This window comes from Pseudomonas sp. IT-P176 (assembly GCF_949767245.1).
GTDB lineage: Bacteria > Pseudomonadota > Gammaproteobacteria > Pseudomonadales > Pseudomonadaceae > Aquipseudomonas.
Genome location: NZ_CATKPN010000112.1, coordinates 135,802 through 155,383, shown reverse-complemented (window position 1 = coordinate 155,383; position 19,582 = coordinate 135,802). Strand labels below are relative to the sequence as shown.

At 62.8% G+C, this 19,582-nt stretch carries 15 protein-coding genes and 1 pseudogene; 8 read left to right on the top strand and 8 right to left on the bottom strand.

Going from position 1 to position 19,582, the window contains the following annotated elements:
• Window positions 1–328 precede the first annotated feature (328 nt).
• On the top strand, window positions 329–808 hold the full coding sequence (gene eco / locus ACM6IP_RS25850; RefSeq protein WP_414862591.1) for a serine protease inhibitor ecotin: 480 nt from the start codon (window positions 329–331) through the stop codon (window positions 806–808).
• Window positions 809–842: 34 nt separating this feature from the next.
• Here the strand turns inward: eco and ilvA are convergent.
• From ilvA to ACM6IP_RS25835, 3 genes and pseudogenes are all read right to left on the bottom strand, one after another.
• Window positions 843–1,838: pseudogene (gene ilvA, locus ACM6IP_RS25845) on the bottom strand (threonine ammonia-lyase, biosynthetic); the annotation flags it as partial.
• Between the two features lie 180 nt (window positions 1,839–2,018).
• Window positions 2,019–3,176, bottom strand: coding sequence for a PQQ-dependent sugar dehydrogenase (locus ACM6IP_RS25840; protein WP_095168329.1), 1,158 nt, complete (start codon window positions 3,174–3,176; stop codon window positions 2,019–2,021).
• A 39-nt stretch (window positions 3,177–3,215) separates the two neighbouring features.
• A complete protein-coding gene (locus tag ACM6IP_RS25835; RefSeq protein WP_095168331.1) occupies window positions 3,216–3,593 on the bottom strand; it encodes a hypothetical protein in 378 nt (125 codons plus the stop codon).
• 192 nt (window positions 3,594–3,785) lie between these two features.
• Between ACM6IP_RS25835 and ACM6IP_RS25830 the strand changes: the two genes are divergently transcribed.
• Window positions 3,786–4,652: a Ku protein gene (locus ACM6IP_RS25830; RefSeq protein ID WP_414862590.1), complete on the top strand. Its 867-nt coding sequence runs from the start codon at window positions 3,786–3,788 to the stop codon at window positions 4,650–4,652.
• Window positions 4,653–4,670: 18 nt separating this feature from the next.
• On the top strand, window positions 4,671–7,172 hold the full coding sequence (ligD, locus tag ACM6IP_RS25825; RefSeq protein WP_414862589.1) for a DNA ligase D: 2,502 nt from the start codon (window positions 4,671–4,673) through the stop codon (window positions 7,170–7,172).
• On the opposite strand, the gene lpxO is transcribed toward ligD, so the two are convergent.
• The gene (gene lpxO, locus ACM6IP_RS25820; protein ID WP_095168337.1) at window positions 7,169–8,068 is read right to left on the bottom strand and encodes a lipid A hydroxylase LpxO; all 900 of its coding nucleotides are present in this window, start codon (window positions 8,066–8,068) and stop codon (window positions 7,169–7,171) included. The two genes, ligD and lpxO, sit on opposite strands and share 4 nt — an antisense overlap.
• A 260-nt stretch (window positions 8,069–8,328) precedes the next feature.
• On the opposite strand from lpxO, the gene ACM6IP_RS25815 reads away from it, so the two are divergent.
• From ACM6IP_RS25815 to ACM6IP_RS25795, 5 genes are all read left to right on the top strand, one after another.
• Complete coding sequence (locus ACM6IP_RS25815) at window positions 8,329–9,648, top strand: serine hydrolase domain-containing protein (protein WP_414862588.1); 1,320 nt, start codon at window positions 8,329–8,331, stop codon at window positions 9,646–9,648.
• A 240-nt stretch (window positions 9,649–9,888) separates the two neighbouring features.
• Window positions 9,889–10,992, top strand: a complete 1,104-nt coding sequence (locus tag ACM6IP_RS25810; RefSeq protein WP_414862587.1) for an AI-2E family transporter — start codon at window positions 9,889–9,891, stop codon at window positions 10,990–10,992.
• 18 nt (window positions 10,993–11,010) lie between these two features.
• Window positions 11,011–12,558, top strand: a complete 1,548-nt coding sequence (locus tag ACM6IP_RS25805; RefSeq protein WP_095168344.1) for an efflux transporter outer membrane subunit — start codon at window positions 11,011–11,013, stop codon at window positions 12,556–12,558.
• The gene (locus tag ACM6IP_RS25800) at window positions 12,555–13,679 is read left to right on the top strand and encodes an HlyD family secretion protein (protein WP_095168346.1); all 1,125 of its coding nucleotides are present in this window, start codon (window positions 12,555–12,557) and stop codon (window positions 13,677–13,679) included. Before ACM6IP_RS25805 ends, ACM6IP_RS25800 begins: the two co-directional genes overlap by 4 nt.
• Window positions 13,669–14,709 (top strand): DUF2955 domain-containing protein, encoded by a 1,041-nt coding sequence (locus tag ACM6IP_RS25795; RefSeq protein WP_095168347.1) that lies wholly within the window; start codon window positions 13,669–13,671, stop codon window positions 14,707–14,709. Before ACM6IP_RS25800 ends, ACM6IP_RS25795 begins: the two co-directional genes overlap by 11 nt.
• Here the strand turns inward: ACM6IP_RS25795 and ACM6IP_RS25790 are convergent.
• The 4 genes from ACM6IP_RS25790 to ACM6IP_RS25775 all read right to left on the bottom strand — a co-directional run bounded on the left by ACM6IP_RS25790 (window position 14,684) and on the right by ACM6IP_RS25775 (window position 19,468).
• Window positions 14,684–14,956 (bottom strand): hypothetical protein, encoded by a 273-nt coding sequence (locus ACM6IP_RS25790; RefSeq protein ID WP_143501186.1) that lies wholly within the window; start codon window positions 14,954–14,956, stop codon window positions 14,684–14,686. The genes ACM6IP_RS25795 and ACM6IP_RS25790 overlap by 26 nt on opposite strands.
• A gap of 472 nt (window positions 14,957–15,428) precedes the next feature.
• Entirely contained in the window at window positions 15,429–17,858 is a 2,430-nt protein-coding gene (locus ACM6IP_RS25785) for a TonB-dependent siderophore receptor (protein WP_414862586.1), read from the bottom strand.
• A gap of 85 nt (window positions 17,859–17,943) precedes the next feature.
• Complete coding sequence (locus tag ACM6IP_RS25780; RefSeq protein ID WP_414862585.1) at window positions 17,944–18,906, bottom strand: FecR domain-containing protein; 963 nt, start codon at window positions 18,904–18,906, stop codon at window positions 17,944–17,946.
• Entirely contained in the window at window positions 18,899–19,468 is a 570-nt protein-coding gene (locus tag ACM6IP_RS25775; protein ID WP_414862584.1) for a sigma-70 family RNA polymerase sigma factor, read from the bottom strand. Before ACM6IP_RS25775 ends, ACM6IP_RS25780 begins: the two co-directional genes overlap by 8 nt.
• Window positions 19,469–19,582 lie beyond the last annotated feature (114 nt).

Here is a 19,582-nt window from a genome sequence, read left to right as displayed (position 1 = left end):
TTTGGTCAACCACTGCCGGCCGGGCCGGTTCTTTCCTTTGCGATGGTTCCCGGTTTCTGCCAGGACGCAGCCCGAGATTTATTTTTACATGATGCTCTTCATATTCCTTCACAAGAATGGAGCATTAAACATGCCTAAAACCGCTCGCAGCAGTTCGTAGGCCAATCAGCAGCTTAGGTCAAGCATCAACATTTGGGCTCATGCAAAACGCAAGATTGGCGGTAAATCGTCCTGCAATTTGCCAGCTCCACCATTGCGGTTTGCATTAGGCGAGCGGCACGGTAAGAATGCTCCCGTTCACCGAATCCACCCTATGCAAGGAGGCATCATGCGCTCTTCTCACTTAAGCGTCATGGCCGTGCTGCTGGCCGGTCTGTCGACCCAGGCCTTGGCCACAAAACTCGAAGACGTCGCGCCCTTTCCGAAGGCGGACAAGGGTTTTACCCGGCAGGTCATTAACCTCGCCCCGCTGACCGCTGAAAACAACTACCAGGTCGAGATCCTCGCCGGCAAGACCCTGGCCGTGGATTGCAACAACCCACGCCTGGGCGGCATTCTCGAAGAAAAGAACCTCGAAGGCTGGGGCTATCCGTTCTACCGGATGGACAAAGTCATCGGCCCCATGAGCACCCTGATGGCGTGCCCTGATGACAAGCGCACGGAAGCCTTCGTGCCCGTGGTCGGAGATGGCTTCATGCTGCGTTACAACAGCAAGCTGCCCATCGTGCTCTACGTACCCAAGGACATCGAAGTGCGCTACCGCATCTGGTCGGCGTCCGACAAGGTCGAGAAAGCCGTCCAGCAATAACCCTGCCGACCCAAGCTCAAGCCGACGCGCTCCACAAGGCGGCGCGCTCGGCGACATGGCGCAAGCTGTCGAAGTTGATGTTGGCGCCTGAGTCGATGGCCACCAACGTCTGCCCCTGGATCGCGTTGCGTGCCACATACTGCTTGATTCCCGCCACGGCCAAGGCTCCAGAAGGCTCGGTGATCGAGCGGCTATCGTCGTAGATATCCTTGATCGCGGCGCACAACTCATCGTTACTGACGGTGAGCACCTGATCCACGTAGTCGCGGCATATGGCAAAACCGTGGGCGCCGATCTGTGCCACGGCGACCCCATCGGCGAAACTCCCCACGCTCGGCAACATCACCGGTTCCCCCGCCGCCATCGCCGCCTGCAGACAGGCCGAATGCTCGGACTCGACGCCGATGATACGGATAGTCGGCCGCAGGTATTTGACGTAGGCGGCGATGCCCGCGATCAGCCCGCCCCCACCGACCGGAACGAAGATCGCATCCAGGCGCCCCGGATGCTGGCGCAGGATTTCCATGGCCACGGTGCCCTGCCCGGCAATCACATCCGGGTCGTCGAACGGCGAGACGAAGGTGCGAGCGCTGTCGCGCGCCAGTTGCAAGGCATGCTCCAGGGCAAACGGGAAACTGGCACCGTGCAGCAGGGCCTGCGCGCCACGGCTACGCACGCCGACCACCTTCAACTCCGGCGTCGACTCGGGCATGACGATACAGGCGTCGATCCCCAACTCCCGTGCGGCCAACGCCACACCCTGGGCGTGGTTGCCGGCGGACGCGGTGATCACGCCGCGGGCTTTCTGTGCCTCACTCAGGTGGGCCAGCTTGTTGTAGGCGCCGCGAATCTTGAATGAAAAGGTCGGCTGCAGGTCTTCGCGCTTGAGCAGGATCTGGTTGTCCAGCCGCTGGGACAACGCGGGCGCTGCCTGCAGCGGCGTACGCACCGCCAGTTGATAGACCGGTGCGGCGAGGATCTTCTTCACATAGTGCGCCAGTAGCGGCTGGCCGGCGGTGGGAGTGTCCATTGATGTCTCCTGGAGTACGTCAGGCCCTGGAGACAGAAAAACAAAACCCGCCTCAAGGGCGGGTTGGGTGCAGCCGTCAGCTAGCCCGCCAAATTCGCAATGGCGGTAATAATAATGCTTGGCTGGCGGCGCGATACGGTGAAAGTCATGCCCGGAAATTAGCCTCGGGGCGCCAGCAAGTCAATCCCCGGTTTGCAGGCCGATCTTGTAGAGCGCACCGTTCCGGTCGTCCGTCAGCACATAGAGGTAGCCATCCGGCCCCTGGCGTACATCGCGGATCCGCGCCTTGAGCTCACCCAATAAACGCTCCTCATGCACCACCTTGTCACCATCGAGCTGCAGGCGAATCAGTTCCTGGGTCGCCAGCGCGCCGATGAATACACTGTGCTGCCAAGCCTTGAACCGGTCGCTGTCGTAGAACGCCATGCCGCTGATGCCCGGTGACTGCTGCCAGACGTGATGCGGACCGACTGTCCCTTCGGCGGTCTGGCCGCGAGCTTCGGGGATTGGCAGACCGGAGTAGTTGATACCGTGGGTCGCATAGGGCCAACCGTAGTTTTTACCGCGCGAGATGATGTTCAGCTCATCGCCGCCCTTGGGTCCGTGCTCGTTCTCCCATAGCTCACCGCTCCAGGGGTTGAGGGCTGCACCTTGCGGATTGCGCTGGCCGTAGGACCAGATTTGCGGGCGTACCCCGGCTTGGCCGACAAAGGGATTGTCCTTGGGGACCTGGCCGTCCGGATAGATCCTCACCACTTTGCCTTGCAGCTTATCGAGGTCCTGCGCCGTTTCGCGCACGTTGTTCTCGCCCAGGGTGATGAATAGATAGCCGTCACGGTCAAACACCAGGCGCGAGCCGAAATGGTTGCTGGTGGACAGCTTGGGCTCCTGGCGGAAGATCACCTGGAAATCCTCCAGTGCCCTGAGGTCCCTGGACAAGCGGCCACGACCGACCGCCGTGCCGGCCTTATCCCCGGCACCACCGCCTTCAGCGTAGGACAGGTACACCAGGCGGTCACTCTTGAACTGCGGTGACAGCGCCACGTCAAGCAGGCCGCCCTGGCCCTTGGACCAGACACTGGGCACCCCGCTCAATGGCGCCGAGCGCTTGCCCTCGAGGTCGACGATACGCAGGTTGCCCGGCCGTTCGGTCACCAGCATACCTTGCTGGTCGGGAAGAAACGCCAGGGCCCAGGGGTGTTCCAGGCCTTCGGTGAGCTGGGTCACCGTCAGGCTGCCCAGCTCGCTCGGCAACTGTTGGCTGGACGCCGCCGACACCGGCAGCGCGATCATCAGGGCGCTGCCCAACAGGGTCGCCAAAAGAGTTTTACCTGACATGCACACTTCCTTTATTGCTGATCGTTACCCCCTGGGCCCTCAGCGGTTGCTGGTGTCCGGGTCTCTGGGAGGGGGGGCGGGTGAGACATAGGGCCTGACTGTTCCGGGGGTGGCATTAGGGCGCGGATAACCGTTGCCAATGCCGCCGTTATCCAGGGTCGGTGGGCGTGGCACTGGCACGGTGTTGGGCGCGCGAATTACCGGCGCTGCCGGTCGGGTGCCCTGCATGCTGTTGGGGTTGGCCCGGCGAATCGGGTTGTTGTAGGGATTGTTGTTGCTGGCGCCCGGCAGATTCTGCGCAACCACCAGGCCTGGCCCTGCGAGTGCGGCAATCCGGTCCGGATCGTCCTGCGCCTGCGCCATCGATCCCAGCAAGGTCGACGCCAGCAGCGTTACAGCCAACACATACCTGCTCATGATGGAGGTCCTCCACTGTCATGCCGATAAGGTCTTCGATACCACGCTACGCCCAGGGTTCGCCGCTGTGAAGGAAATACTCCCAGACAAGATGTTGCAGGGCTGCCTGCTACCGCGCTCCACCGGGCACCCGCCGGAAACTTTCGCCAACCCGCGCAGGTCACCTGATCATCACAGCGCGAGGCAACGGCGATGGCACGGGCAATCTGGAAAGGCGCAATCAGTTTCGGGCTGGTCCACATCCCGGTGTCCCTGGTCTCGGCCACGGCCTCCCAAGGGGTGGATTTCGACTGGCTGGACAACCGCAGCATGGACCCGGTCGGCTACAAGCGGGTCAACAAGGTCACTGGCAAGGAGGTGACCAAGGAGCACATCGTCAAAGGCGTGCTCTACGAAAAAGGTCGTTATGTGGTGCTCAGCGAGGAAGAAATCCGTTCCGCTCACCCCACCTCGACCCAGACCATCGACATCTTTTCCTTCGTCGATGCCGAGCAGATTCCCCTGCAGAACATTGACACGCCGTACTTCCTGGCCCCCGACAAACGCGGTGGCAAGGTCTACGCCCTGCTGCGCGAGACCCTGGCCAACACCCGCAAGGTCGCCCTGACCCACGTGGTGCTGCATACCCGCCAGCACCTGGCCGCCTTGATGCCGCTGGATTCGGCCCTGGTGCTGGTGATGCTGCGCTGGCCTGCCGAGGTCCGCAGCCTGGACGAACTGGCCCTGGGCAGCGACGTCACCGCCCCGACCCTGGCCAAGGGCGAACGGGACATGGCCAAGCGCCTGGTCGAAGACATGAGCGGCGATTGGCAACCGGCCGACTACCGCGACAGCTTTGAGGACAAGATCATGGCCCTGGTGGAGAAAAAGGCCCGGGCCGGCAAGATCGAGGACGTCGAAAGCGTGCCTGGTGCCGAACCGCGCAAGTCCGCCGACGTCATCGACTTGACCGAGCTGCTCAAACGCAGCCTGGGTGGCAAGTCTGCCGCCACGCCCACAAAAAAAACCGCGCGCAAAGCCGCTCCAGCGAAAAAACCGCGTAAGGCTGCCGGCGATTGATCGCCAGGGATCGTGCCAATGACCAAGGCCGTCAGTGAATACACGCGTAAACGCAACTTCGCGATGACTTCCGAGCCGCCAGAAGCGTCCGCGCGCAAGCCCGGTAAAAAAGCCGTTGCAGCCTTGCGCTTCGTGATCCAGAAACATGCCGCGCGCAACCTTCACTACGACTTTCGCCTGGAACTGGCCGGCACCCTGAAAAGCTGGGCAGTGCCCAAGGGCCCAAGCCTGGACCCGAGCCAGAAACGCCTGGCGGTGCATGTCGAGGACCATCCTCTGGATTACGCCAGCTTCGAGGGCACCATTCCCCCCGGGCAGTACGGTGCTGGCGAGGTGATCGTCTGGGACCACGGCGTGTGGCAGCCCCACGATGATCCGGAAGCGGCGTACCAAGCCGGCAAACTCAAGTTCACCCTGATCGGCGAGAAGCTCGCGGGCGACTGGACCCTGGTGAAAACCCGCCTGCGCGGCAGCAGTGACAAGGAACAATGGTTGCTGATCAAGGAGCGCGATGCCCAGGCCCGCGCCAGTGCCGACTATGACGTGCTCACGCAACAGCCCGACAGCGTGCTGAGCGAGGCACGCATCGCGGTTAAAAAACCGTCGAGAAAAAACCCGATAAAAGCCGGCAAATCCGCCCCAGCCATCCAGGCGCTGCCCGCCCACCTCACCCCGCAACTGGCGACCCTGGTGGACCAGGCCCCAAGCGGCGATTGGCAGTATGAAATCAAATTCGACGGCTACCGCATCCTGGCGCGGATCGCCGACGGCGAGGTGCGCCTGATCACCCGCAACGGCCACGACTGGACCGCTCGCCTGCCCCGCCAGGCCAAGGCACTGGCCGCACTCAAGCTCGACGGCAGTTGGCTGGATGGCGAGATGGTGGTGCTCGACGACCAGGGTCTACCGGACTTTCAGGCGCTGCAAAACGCTTTTGAACTCGGGCGGACCCTGGAGATGGTCTATTTCCTGTTCGATGCACCGTTTCTACAGGGTAGCGATCAACGCCAGTTGCCGCTCGAACAGCGTCGCGCCGCCTTGAAAAAGGCCCTGGCGCGCCACCGCGGCCAGCTGCTGCGTTTTTCCGAGGCGTTTGTCGCCAAGCAACAGGACATCCTCGCCAGCGCCTGTGCCCTGTCCCTCGAAGGACTGATCGGCAAGCGGCTCGGCAGCCCTTATCAAAGCCGGCGCAGCGCTGACTGGATCAAGCTCAAATGCCGGCGACGCCAGGAATTCGTCATCGTCGGCTACACCCAACCGCAAGGCTCGCGCAGTGGTTTTGGTGCCTTGTTGCTCGCGGTGCATGACGCTGGCGAACTGGTCTATGCCGGCCGCGTGGGGAGCGGTTTCGACCAGCAGACCCTGGACCACCTGCACCAACGGATGTCGGGCCTGGCCCGCGACACCTCACCCTTGGCCAATACGCTGAGCAGCGCCCAGGCTCGTGGCGTGCACTGGATCAAACCGCAGCTGGTGTGCGAAGTCCAGTTCGCCGAGTGGACCCGCGCCGGCCTGATCCGCCAGGGCGCCTTTATCGCCTTGCGCAGCGACAAACCGGCCAGCCAGATCAGCCGCGAACAAGCCCAGCCCGTCAGCGCCCCGGTGCCAGAAAAGAGCAAGAAAAACGAGGTGTTGGCGGGGGTTCGGGTCAGCCATCCCGAACGGGTGATCGATAAGGCCAGCGGCACGCAAAAGCTGCAATTGGCGCAGTTCTACGCAGGTATCGGCGACTGGATCCTGCCTCATCTACGGCAGCGCCCGGTATCGTTACTGAGGGCGCCGGAAGGTGTAGGCGGCGAGCAGTTCTTCCAGAAACACGCCGAGCGATTGACGATCCCCAACATCCGCCACCTGGCTCCCGGACTGGACCCTGGACATGCACGGCTGATGGCCATCGACAGTGTCGAGGCCCTGGTGGGCGCAGTGCAGATGGGCGCGATCGAGCTGCATACCTGGGGGGCCACCGCCGATCACATCGAGACGCCGGACCAGTTCGTGCTCGACCTCGACCCCGACCCGGCGCTGCCCTGGAAAAGCATGCTGGAGGCCACCCAACTGACCCTGTCGGTGCTCGATGAACTGGGCCTGGAGGCGTACCTGAAAACCAGTGGCGGCAAGGGCATGCACCTGATCGTGCCGCTGGCCCGCACGGAAAGCTGGGACCGGGTCAAGGCCTTCGCCAAAGCCATCGCCCAGTTCATGGCGAGCGAGCTGCCGGAGCGCTTCAGCGCCAAAATGGGACCGCAGAATCGCATCGGCAAAATCTTCATCGACTACCTGCGCAATGCGCGCGGGGCCAGCACAGTCGCGCCCTACTCGGTGCGGGCCCGGGAGGGCCTGCCGGTGTCGGTGCCGGTGCGCCGCGATGAACTGCCGGGGTTACGCAGCGCCCAGCAATGGACGGTGGCCAACCTTGGCGAGCGCTTACGCGCACTCAAGGCCGACCCTTGGGCCGACCTCACTCATCGCCAGCGCCTGAGCGCAAAGATGTGGCAACGCCTGGGGGCGAAAAAACCCTAGATCCAGAGGATCACGGCCAGCAGGCCGCCGAAGATCGCCCACTTTTCCAGGTAGTAGAGCTTGCGATTGCGCTTCTTCAGTTCCTTGCCGCGCAGACGGATCTTGTACAGCCTGGCGAACGCGCGGTTGATCCCGCCGGTTTTATCGCCGGCATCGTTGGGCGCGCCGGCGGCGGACATCACGGTGCGACTGAACCAGGCATTGAACGCAGCTGCCCAGCGGTACTTCAACGGCCGCTCGACGTCGCAGAACAGGATGATGCGATTCTCCTGGGTGGTGTTTTCGGCGTAGTGGATATAGGTCTCGTCAAACATCACCGCCTCGCCATCGCGCCAGTGATAGCGCTCGCCGTCGACCTCGATGTAGCAACCGGGGTCATTGGGAGTGTCCAGGCCCAGGTGATAACGATAGGAGCCGGCGTAGGGGTCACGGTGACGCACCAGTTTTGAACCCGGTGGCAACTCGGCAAACATGGCTGCCTTGATCGAGCCGATGCTCTGGACCAGCTCGGTGGTGCGCGGGCACAGCTTGGTCGCCGAAGGATGGCTTTCGCCGTACCACTTCAGGTAGAAACGCTTCCAGCCGGTCTTGAAGAACGAGTTGAAACCCACGTCGTTGTACTGGTCCGAGCGTTTGATTTCCCCCGCCCGCAGCAGGTTCTGGCCTTCTGCGCGAATTTCCTGCCAGTGAGCCTGCAACGGGCTCAGGTCGGGGAAGTCACGGGGGTCCAGGTACGGTCGGTTCGGCAGTTTGGAAAACAGGTAGAGGAAGCAGTTGATCGGCGCCAGGAAGCTCGAATGATCGCTTAACTGGCGACCCAGCTTGTGCCGGACGCGACCGCGCAGGTGTACGTACGCGATGGAGAGCAGGTAGAGGGAAACAATGATCAGCTTCACGAAAAATAATCACAGGTCAGAAAAAATACACGCTGCGCGCCACGGGACCTGGCTTAACGCAACATCGGGCATCTATGGCAGGGGCTGAGCACAACGCCAGCACCTGACCATTGGCGCGCATTTTAGTCACAGTTTGTAACCTAGGGAAAACCAACAAATGTGAAAAACTTTAGGCTGGATGTACTGCCGACAACCCGGCACCCTGGCCACTCAGGCAAAATCTCCAGTTACCTGCCCCCTGTTCATGGAAGATCCACCTAATGAAGCCAGCTGCGCGCTTGACCGCTCTTTCGCTGTTCGCCGGCGTGTTCAGCGCCCTGACCAGCGCGTCCGCCTACGCCATTGATTACCCCGATGCCGCTGCCAGCGACCCGATAAAGCTCGGCTGGATGGTCGGTTCGCCACCGCCACCTGCGCGCATCATTCGGTTCGCCGATGGCAGCTACTACCAATTTCCGGCGCTGCGCTGGAGCTTCTCCAACTTCCGCCAGTTGATGCCGACACTGAACGTCTCGCGCGGCCTGGCAGCGCCATCGGTGCTGGCTCAGGCACCCGACAACGCCATCGACGCCCTGTCATTCAACACCACGGACAACCAGTCTCTTACCTGGTCGCAATCGCTGGCCGCCACCTACACCGACGGGATTGTCGTGCTGCATCGCGGCAAGGTGGTGTATGAACGCTACTTTGGCGTACTGACGCCCCAAGGCCAGCACGCGGCCATGTCGGTGAGCAAATCCCTGGTCGGCATCCTGGGGGCAACCCTGGTCGCCGAAGGCAAGCTCGACCCGGCACAGCGCGTCGACCACTACGTGCCGGAACTGGCGAGCTCGGCCTTTGGCGATGCGACGCTGCGCCAGGTGCTGGACATGACCACTGGCCTTGAGTACAGCGAAGACTATGCCAACCCCGACGCACAAATCTGGGCCCATGCCAATGCCGGCAACCCCCTGCCCAAGCCCAAGGATTACCGTGGACCACGCAGCTACTATGAGTTTTTGCAAAGCGTGCAAGCCCAGGGCCGTCACGGCGAGGCCTTTGCCTACAAAACTGTCAACACCGACGTACTGGGCTGGGTGATCGCCCGGGCCACCGGGCAAAACGTCGCCCAACTCCTCTCGCAACGCATCTGGAGTCGCCTGGGCATGGAACAGGACGCCTATTTCAGCGTGGACAGCATCGGCACGCCCTTTGCCGGTGGCGGTTTCAACGCCGGGTTGCGGGACATGGCCCGGGTCGCGGAAATGTTGCGCAATGACGGGCAAGCCAACGGCGAGCAGATCGTGCCCAAGGCGGTCGTCGACGAGATCCGTGGCGGTGGCGACAAGGCCGCCTTCGCCAAGGCCGGTTATGGCCTGCTGCAGGGCTGGAGCTACCGCAACATGTGGTGGGTCAGCCACAACCCAAACGGCGCCTTCATGGCCCGCGGCGTTCACGGGCAAAGCCTGTACATCGATCCGCAGGCGCAGATGGTCATCGCCCGTTTCGCCTCGCACCCGGTGGCGGGCAATGCCGCCAATGACCCGGTGACCCTGCCGGCCTTCGCCGCCCTCGCGCAGCATCTGCTCCAGCAGCCTTGAGGCACGGCGACCCGTCCTGGCGGTGCCCACACCGACACCGTCAGGCTGCCCAAGCAGATTAATGAGCATTATTGATTGGTATTAGCTGCGCGCCAGGGCTCCACTGCCGCCCCCCCGGCTGCTCCGGCGGTGTGCTGGTGGATGAAAATCATCGATTCGACATCCCTATCATTTCCAATTGAGCGTCTATGCTGGATTTACCCTTCTCATGCCGTTGCTGTCCGCCCCCGGAGGCTCTCCATGCTACCCACCCCTGTGACCGAGAAATCCTTCTCCCGGGATATGCTTGATGTGCTGATACGTGCGGGGCTGCTCGCGGTCCTCCTGATGTTCTGCTTTCGCATTTTCAGCCCGTTCCTGGACTTGATGCTGTGGTCGGTGATTCTGGCGATCACCCTGTACCCGTTGCACGGCAAACTCAGCCGCAAGCTGGGCACCAGTGGCGGGCACACCGCGACCGTGATGGTGCTGATCGCCGTGGCGATCCTGTTGGTGCCGGTCTATCTGCTGGGCACCTCAATCGTCAGCTCGGTGGAAAGCGCCATGGCCATTGTCCGGGCCGACACCGTGCATATCCCGGTTCCGCCTGATTCGGTAGCCACCTGGCCACTGGTGGGCGAAAAACTCCATGGCCTGTGGATGCAGGCCGTCACCGACCTGCCGGTGCTGGTGCAAAAGTACATCCCCGAGATCAAGCACTTCAGCCTCGCCCTGCTGAGCAAGTTGGCCGGCGCCGGTGCGGGTTTCCTGATCTTCATCTTTGCCCTGATCATCGCCGGGATCTTCATGGCCTACGGTGAAAGCGGCAGCCGCAGCGCGGTGCATATCGTTTCGCGGATCTGCGGCCCGGACCGTGGCCCATCCATCACCGAGTTGTGCACCGCGACCATTCGCGCGGTAGCCCTGGGCGTGATCGGCATTGCCTTCATTCAAATGCTGCTGGTGGGTGCCGGGTTCGTCCTGATGGGCGTACCTGCTGCCGGCCTGCTGGCCCTGGCGGTGCTACTGCTGGGCATCATGCAACTACCGGCCACGCTGATCACGTTGCCGGTGATCATCTTCGTGCTGGCCAGCCAAGGGGCGACGACCGCCACCATCATCTTCTCCATCTATGTATTCATCGCCGGCCTGGTGGATAACGTGCTCAAGCCCCTGCTACTGGGGCGCGGCGTCGACGTGCCCATGCCAGTGGTGCTGATCGGCGCCCTGGGCGGCATGGTCACCAACGGCATCATCGGCCTGTTCATTGGCCCAGTGGTCCTGGCCGTGGCCTACCAGTTGTTCTGGCAATGGGTACAGGACCAGCCAGCCGCTTCCCGACCCGACAAACTGGGGCAGTCCTGACACGGGCGGGTGCACTGCATGCTTAAATCCTGCCATCCAGGGCACCTGTTGCTGGTTGCGCTGCTCGGTCTCGGCGGCTGCGTGCGCCTGGGCCCCGACTTCCAGAGTCCGGCGCAGCCCTGGACACGGCAGTGGAACAGCGCCGCCCTCGAACAGGCCAGCCAACGCGGCGACAATCCGGACCTGCGCCAGTGGTGGCGGGTGTTCAACGACCCGCTGCTCGACCGCTTGATTGCCGCTGCCGATGCCCACAACTCAAGCCTGCAGATCGCCGGCTTGCGGGTCATGGAGGCCCGCGCGCAACTGGGCATCGCGCAAGCCGGGCTCTATCCGCAAGTGCAGCAGGCCAGCGCCGACAGCCTCTACGTGAACCGTAGCCAGGCCGGCGGCAAAAACCCGCAGAGCAGTAACTTCTGGCAGTACAGTGCTGGCTTCGATGTCGGCTGGGAGTTGGACTTCTGGGGCCGTTTCAGTCGCGCCATCGAGTCCTCGGATGCCAGCTACTTCGCCGCCCAGGCCAACTATGAGGATGTCCTGGTGCTGCTGCGCGCCCAGGTCGCCGATACCTACTTCGCCCTGCGCACCACCGAAGCACGGCTACGCGTGGCACGGGAAAACAGCACCCAGCAGAAGCGCAGTTTCGAGATCACCGAAAAGCTCTTCAACAGCGGCCAGACCGCCGAGCTTGACGTGCAACAAGCCAAGACCCAGTACCTGGGAACCCTGAGCAACATTCCCAGCCTGGAAGATCAGGCGGCACGCACCCGCAACGCCCTGGCCGTATTGATCGGGCAACCGCCGGGGGCGCTGCCGCAACTGAGCCTGAATACTGGCCTGATACCGCTGGTGGACCGCGCCGTGCTGCAGGACGTGCCCGCCGAACTGCTGCTGCGCCGCCCCGACGTGCGGGCCGCGGAGCTGAATGTCGCGGCGCAGTCGGCACTGATCGGTGTGGCCGAATCCGACCTGTATCCGTCCCTGAGCCTGCTGGGCAGCATCGTCTGGTCAGCCAATTCTCTGGGCGGCACCTCCAATAACCTGGACCTGGTCGGTGGCCCCAGCTTGCGCTGGAACATCTTCGATTACGGGCAGATCCACAACAACGTGCGGGTGCAGGATGCTCGCTTGCAGCAACTGATCGAAGCCTACCGCGACAAGGTCCGCCAGGCGGCGCGCGAAGCCGACGATGCCGCCACCGGATTGACCAAGGCCCTGGAGCGCGAGCGCATCCTGCGCGAGGCGGCATTTGCCGCCGAACGTTCGCTGGTGCTGGCCAACGCCCAATACCGCGAGGGCTACTCGGACTTCCAGCGGGTCCTCGATGCGCAGAGCGCGCTGCTGGCGCAACAGGACAATTACCTGCTCAGCCGCAGCACCGCCGTCAGCAACCTGATTGCCCTGTACCGGGCCCTGGGAGGTGGCTGGTACAGCGCCCAGGCGAAAATCGATGCAGCTACGCGCCAGCAAATGGAACAACGCACCGACTGGGGCGACCTGCTGCAGGAACCCGCCAGCCCGCCACCCGCCCCAGTCCCGGCTCCCGCTCCCCAAGGTGATCAACGATGAGTGACGTCCCGCCGCCCGCCGCCAAGGCCCCCGAACCTGCCGCCGAACCGGTGAACAAAAGCCTCAAGTGGGTTGTGCTGCTCATCGTCCTGAGCCTGGCCTGGTACCTGCTGGCGGACCGCTTCACGCCCTACACCCAGCAGGCGCGCGTGGGCGCCTTTGTCATCCCGGTGGCGTCCGAGGTAGCGGGTCGGGTGATCAAGGTCAATGTGCGCAACAACCAGGACGTCAAGGCCGGGGACGTGCTGTTCGAAGTCGATCCGCAGCCCTACCAGATCGCCGTCGACCGGGCCCGTGCCGACCTTGAGTCGACCCGCCGGCAGATCGGCGCCAGCACCGCCGGGATTGCCGCAGCGCAAGCCAACCTGCGCGCGGCCCAGGCCAACGAGCTCAAGACCCGTCAGGACAACCAGCGCCTGGAAGGTTTGTACCGGGAAGACCGCGGGACCATTTCCGTGCGCTTGCTGGAAGTCTCCCGCGCCAACCACGCCCAGGCGGTCAGCCAGGTAGCGGCCGCCCGCGCCGAAGTCCAGCGCGCTCGTGAGCAGGAAGGCGGCAGCGAGCAGGACAACGCCTTGTTGCGCAGCGCCGCCACCGCGCTGTCGAAAGCCGAACTGGACCTGGCCAATACCCAGGTGCATGCACGCTCGGCGGGCCTGATCACCGACTTGCGTACCGACACCGGGCAGTTTGCGGCTACCGGTACCCCGGTCATGACCCTGATCGCCATCCACGATGTCTGGATCAGTGCCGACATGACCGAGAACAACCTCGGCCTGGTCAAGACCGACACCGAGGTATCCATCGTCCTCGACGCCCTGCCCGGCGAGGTTTTCAGCGGCCACGTGCGCAGCGTCGGCTACGGCGTCAGCGTCGGCCAACCGACCTCCCCCGGCGCCCTGCCTACTGTGCAGAACAGCCGCGATTGGCTACGCCCGGCGCAACGTTTCCCGGTGATCATCGAGTTTTCCGCCGAGTCCCTGGCCAGCCTGCGCGACGGCCGTGGAATACGCGCCGGTGGCCAGGCGGAAGTCATGGCGTTCCCCACCGCTGGCAACCCCCTCAATCCCCTTGGCCGCTTGTTCCTTGGGCTGATGAGCTGGCTGTCCTATGCCTACTGAGCGCTCGCCACAGGCCCAGCGCGCGCTGCGCCTGGCCTGCGGTACGGCGCTGTGCCTGACGGTCAGCTTCGGCCTGGCGCTGCCGATTCCCTTCATGGCACCGGTGCTGGCCCTGATGCTGCTGGTGTCACTCAACCAACCGCTGTCGTTCAAGGCCGGCCTGGGCCTGATCCTGGTCGCCCTGTTCACCACCGGTATCGGCCTGCTGCTGATCCCCATGCTGCGCTACTACCCGGCCAGCGGCGTACTGCTGATCGCGTTGGCGCTGTTTGTGGTGTTTCGCATGGGTTTGCGTGGCGCCAATGGCCTGGTGGTGACCTTTCTGATTATCGGCCTGACCCTGATCTCCGCTGCCGGCGTCGCCGACTTCGGCCTGGCGGTGACGGTGATCGAGGCACTGGGCAAGGGCCTGTTCCTCGCGATGCTGTCGGTAGGCGTGAGCCACTGGCTGTTTCCCGACCCTGGTAACGCGCCCTCCCCCCCGCCGGCCCCGGCCCTCAGCCCAGCAGAGATTACCCGGGTCGCGCTGCGCGCCACGTTGATCGTGCTGCCGACTTTTGTCCTGGTGCTGCTTGACCCGGCCAGCTACTTGCCGATCGTCCTCAAGGCCGTCAGCCTGGGGCAACAGAGCTCCACCACCGGAACCCGCCACGCCGGGCGCGAACTGATCGGCTCGACCCTGCTCGGCGGCCTGCTGGCGATATTGTTCTGGTGTGGACTGAGCCTGTTTGTCCACCTTTGGATGTTTTTCCTGTGGACCCTGCTGTTCACCTTGCTGGTGGCGCGCAAGCTCTACCGCCTGCGCCCGACCGCACAAAGCCCGGGCTTCTGGCTAAACACCCTGGTGACCATGATCATCCTGCTCGGTCAATCGGTACAAGACAGCGCCGCCGGCAAGGACGTCTACACCGCATTCGCGATCCGCATGGGGCTGTTTATCCTGGTGACCCTCTATGCCTGCCTGATGGTCCACCTGCTGGATCAACGCCGACGCAACGCCCCGCTCAACCCTCCTGCTCTTGCAAAATAGAGGCGTTGTCGCTGATCGCACTGCAACTGCCCGCCTCCAGGCAATGGGTGATGTAGATGACTTGTTTGCCGCAACCGCGCACACCGATGGTGTACTCCGTGCGTTGACTGGAATAGGGAATAAAGCTGATCTTGCTGGTGATCACCGCCGAAGTGACGTTTTCACAATTGATTTCGTACTGCGCGCGTTTGGTCGCGGTCAGGAGGGCCGACTCTTTACTGGTAGCCAGCGCCTCTTTATCACTCATGCACCCACCCAGGCTGACCATTAGGAACGAGGCAAGCAAACACGCAGCGGGGGCGACTCGACGCTTCATGGAAATACCTTCCAGCTCAGTTGACGGTATTCGCCCGTTCCCTGGCTCCAACCTTGAGCCTGTAAACCCTTACCGGGCGAATGAGCACAGCTTAGGGCTGCGCACTGAACAGTTCTTTAGGAGGATTCTTAATTTGCCGGTTGCTTATGGAGCTGTGCGCAATCCAGGTGCTTATCGATCAACCCGGCCACTGCAAGTGAGTGGGTAAAGCCTAAGTCATGACCCGCGTCGGGGAAAACCTGCAGTTGCGCGTGCGTTATCAGTTGCGCAAGGCCCCGGGCAAAAACGGCAACTGCTCAGGTGGGGTGATCATTGGCTCGTTCCTTGAGGTGGATGTGTGGCCCAGCAGTATGCCGCTGGGCAGCACGTGTAGCTTGATGGATCTGGGGGTTCTAACAGCTTCTTAGAAGCTATAGCGGGCGGTCAGCTTCACATTGCGTGGGTCGCCGTAGATGTCGTACGGGCTATAGCCACCATTGGCCACGCTGCTGTAGTAGGTGCGGTCGAACAGGTTGTTGACGTTGAGCTGCAGATCCAGTTGCTCGGTGGCCTGGTAGCCTCCCACCAGACCGACCACGGTGTAGGAGCCCTGCTGGTTTTTCCATGCGCTGGCACCGGTCCCCCCCGAAGTGCGTATGCGGCTCTGCTGATAGACATCACCACCAATGCGCCAGCGCTGCAGCTCATCGGGCAGGGTGTAGATCGTGGCCAGCTTGAACAGCTGACGCGGTTTCTTGCGGTCGAAGTCTTCGCCTTCTTTGGCTGCGTTGGCGTCGTTGACGTATTGGGTCTGGGTGTAGGTGTAACCGCCAGCCAATTGCCAGTTGTCGGTCAGGGCACCCTGGATTTCCAGGTCAATGCCCTTGCTGCGCACCAGGCCAGCGGCCTCATAGCAGGCACTGGCGGCGCCTGAACCGCAACCTTTGATATCAGGCAACTCCTGGGCGCGATTCTTCTGATCGATCTGGAACACTGCCATGTTGGTATTCAGCGCGCCATCAAAGTACTCGCCCTTGATGCCCACTTCGTAGTTCTCACCCACTACGGGCTCGATCACGTTGCCGCCTATGCCTTTTTCGCTTTGCGGTTTGAAGATATCGGTGTAGCTGACATAGACCGAGTGATTGGCGTTGAGATCGTAGACCAGGCCGGCATAGCGGGTCAGGTTGCGAGTGACCTTGTAGTTGCTTTGACTGTTTGCGCTGTCATCGAATTCGTACCAGTCCAGACGGCCACCGAGAATCAGCGACAGTGGCTCGCTCAAACGCAGGCGGGTACTGGCATAGAAGCTGTCCTGGGTGGTGGTCTCGGGAAGGCCATCAGGCCCCCTGACGTAATCCGGCTTGTCATGACCCCGTGGGTCCCACTCGAAAAGATCGCTGCCTGCGTCGATGAAATCGCTCCAGGCCTTACCGGAACGATAATCCAGCTTGCGCTTGCTTACGCCCAGGCTCAGGTCATGTTCTTGACCGAGCAACTGGAAAGGGCCGCTCAGCGCCAGGTCGTAGCCGGTTTCCTTCTGCTCCATGGCTTCGGTCCATAGGTAGTGGCGATCGTATTCCCATACTGAGGAGGCCAGCACGTCGGTGTCGGTCTTCGATTGCATGGCTGCCAGGCGTAATGTCCAGTCGTTGGCCAAGCCTTGCTCAAGAGTGGCGAAATAGCCGGTAGTGCGATTGTCCGAATATTCCCAGTCATTACCGAGGAAGGTGTCACGTGGCAGCCCGAGATGACCGCCACCACGGGCCATCGGCAGCCCGCCCCAGATGTAGTTGGTGTAGTTCTTCTGCCGGTAGCCACCGAATGTCAGGGTGGTGCTTTCACTCAGGTCGGCGTCGACCACGCCGTAGTACAGATCCGCATCACTTTCCACCGAGTCGCGGAAGCTTTTGGCATCCTCGCGCGAGATCACGGTACGGGCACGCAGGGTACCGTTGTCATTGAGCGGGCCGCCGACATCCAGGGTGCCGGCGTAATCGTCCCAACTCCCGGCACTGCCGGTGAGCGTGCCCTGGAATTGATGGGTCGGGCGCTTGCGTATCAGGTTAATGGCGCCAGCAGGATTGCCGGCGCCCTGGGCCAGCCCGGTGGCGCCGCGCACGATTTCGACCCGGTCATACATGGCCAGGTTGGCCTCTCCACTGGGCAGGTAGGTCAGGAAGCTGGTGGGAAAACCGTCGTACATGATGTTGTCGATGTCGAAACCGCGAGCGCTGAATGTCGGCCGCCCCGCCCCGCCGGAGTTGTTCAGAAAAACCCCCGGTGCGCTTTGGGCGACATCGCTGATGCTGGTCATGGCCTTGTCGTCCATACGCTTGCGCGTGACCACGCTGACCGTCTGCGGTGTTTCGCGCAAGGTCAGGGGCAGCTTGGTGGCAGTCTGCATAACCCCGGTGGTATAGGAACCGCTATTCTCAGTGGTCGCCGCCAGGTGCTGTCCGGTAATGCTGGTAGCGCCCAGTTCCAGACTGGTGCCGGTGTCCTGCGGTGTCAGCAGGTACAGCCCGCTACCCTGCGGTGAAGCTTGCAGGCCGGTACCCTGCAACAGTTGCTGCAGGCCGCCTTCCACGCTGGTGGCGGCATTCAGGCCAGGGCTGCGCAACCCCTCCACCAGGCCCGGTTCGATGGGCAGGGTGATATCCGCCTGGCTGGCGAACTCGGCGAGCGAACTGCTCAGGTTGCCGGCTGGCACCTGATAGGCACGCTTATGCTGCGCGCCTTGCTCGGCGGCCTGCAGCGATGCGGTGGCCAGGCTGCCGCCCGCAATGATCAGACCCAGTGCGGCAGCGTGTACTGCCCGCGCCAATGGTTGCATGCCCTGCTTCGTCGCCATGTGTTCGTCCCAGCCCTGTAAAATTGATGTGGTTACAGAAGGGACACGCGACCTGAAGAAAACACGACAATGATTCTTATTAACTTTACGCGCGGGCCGTGAGAGTGACCCAGTAGGGCGTGCGGTAGTGGACGCTCACCGGCAGAGTCTGGCTCAGTGCATGAAGAATCTGGTCGGTATCACGCAACTGGAAGGTGCCGGAGATCAGCAGTCCGGCGACCGCTGGATCGCAACGCAGCAGGCCAGGTCGATAGCGATCCAGCTCGCGGATGAAGGCATCGAGGCGCATTTTTTCTACGCGCAGCACGCCGCTGATCCAGTCCAGACGATTCTGCGCCAATGCCAGTGATGGCTCCGCAGCCAGGGGGGTGACATGGGTCTGCCGGCCGGCCGTCAGGCGCATCAGGCCGTCATCACCCCGTGACAGTCGCGGACGCACCAGGACAACGCCCTCCAGAGCGGCGAGGTAAGTGCTGTGCGGGTACTGACGCACCACAAAGCGGCTGCCGAGCAAGGTGAGTTGTGCTTCGGCGGTATCGACAATGAATGGCCGCCTGGCATGCTCGCGAGGCACCTCGACGAGCATCTCTCCGCTGATCAGGCGCACACGACGAATGCTCTCGTCGTAGGCGATATCGACGGCGCTGCCAGTGTTCAGGCGAATCTGTTCGCCATCCGGCAGATGCAGCGTGCGTTGTTCCCCGGTGGCGGTACGCTCGTCCGCCTGCCACTCGCGCCACGGCAGGCGTTGCTGTACTGCGAATCCGAGCGGGGCGGCGGCGATCAGCAACGCCAGGGTCTTGAGGGTCTGGCGCCGATCCAGGCCGCGCGGGCGTTCCAACGCTGTCCGTCCGGCATCACCGGCAAGCTGCTGGGAGCGTTCGCTGAAGCGCTCGGCCAGTTGCCAGGCGCGTTCGTGATCAGCGTGCCGCGCCCGCCACTCCGCGCCGGCGGCATGCTCGGCAGCACCGGCACCGCTGTTCTGCAAGCGCACGAACCAGCCCGCCGCTTCCCGGGCAATGCGCCGGTCGATGGGTGTATCACTCATGCAACGCGCCCTGGCTGGCGAGCATGATGCACTCTTCAAAAGCCCGCGCCAGATAGCGTTGCACCGAACGCACACTGAGATTGAGGCGGCTGGCGATCTCTTCCTGCGTGTACCCCTCCAACTGCGCCATCAGGAACGCCTGCCGGCTTTTGGCAGGCAATAGGGCCAGTACCTGGTCGATCTCGTCGAGGGCCTCGAGCACCAGCGCCTGATGTTCCGCAGACGGCGCCAGGTCTTCCGGGGTTTGCGCCAGGGTGGCCAGGTAGGCCTGCTCCAGTGAGCGACGGCGGTAGAGATTGATGGAAAGGCGATTGGCGATGGTTGCCAGATAGGCGCGCGGCGTCGTGAAGTTCAGCGGCTCGCCAGGCGCACTGCTGAGCAGCCGCACGAACGTATCCTGGGCCAGGTCCCCCGCATCGGCGGCATTGCCCAGGCGTTTGTGCAGCCAGCGTTGCAGCCAGCCGTGGTGGTGGCTGTAGAGCTGATCGATGGCCTGGTTAGGGTGGCGGTTTGCCGATGAAGTGGACTGCACGGTATAGGAGATACATGAATGAGAATGCATCGCATTCTAGCAGTGTCAGACCGTGCTCGTACAAGCAAAGGGTTCAGGTCCTACGGTCCCCCCCCATTGGCGGGTACCGGGCTGCGGTATTTCGTCGCGGGGCTCAACACGGAT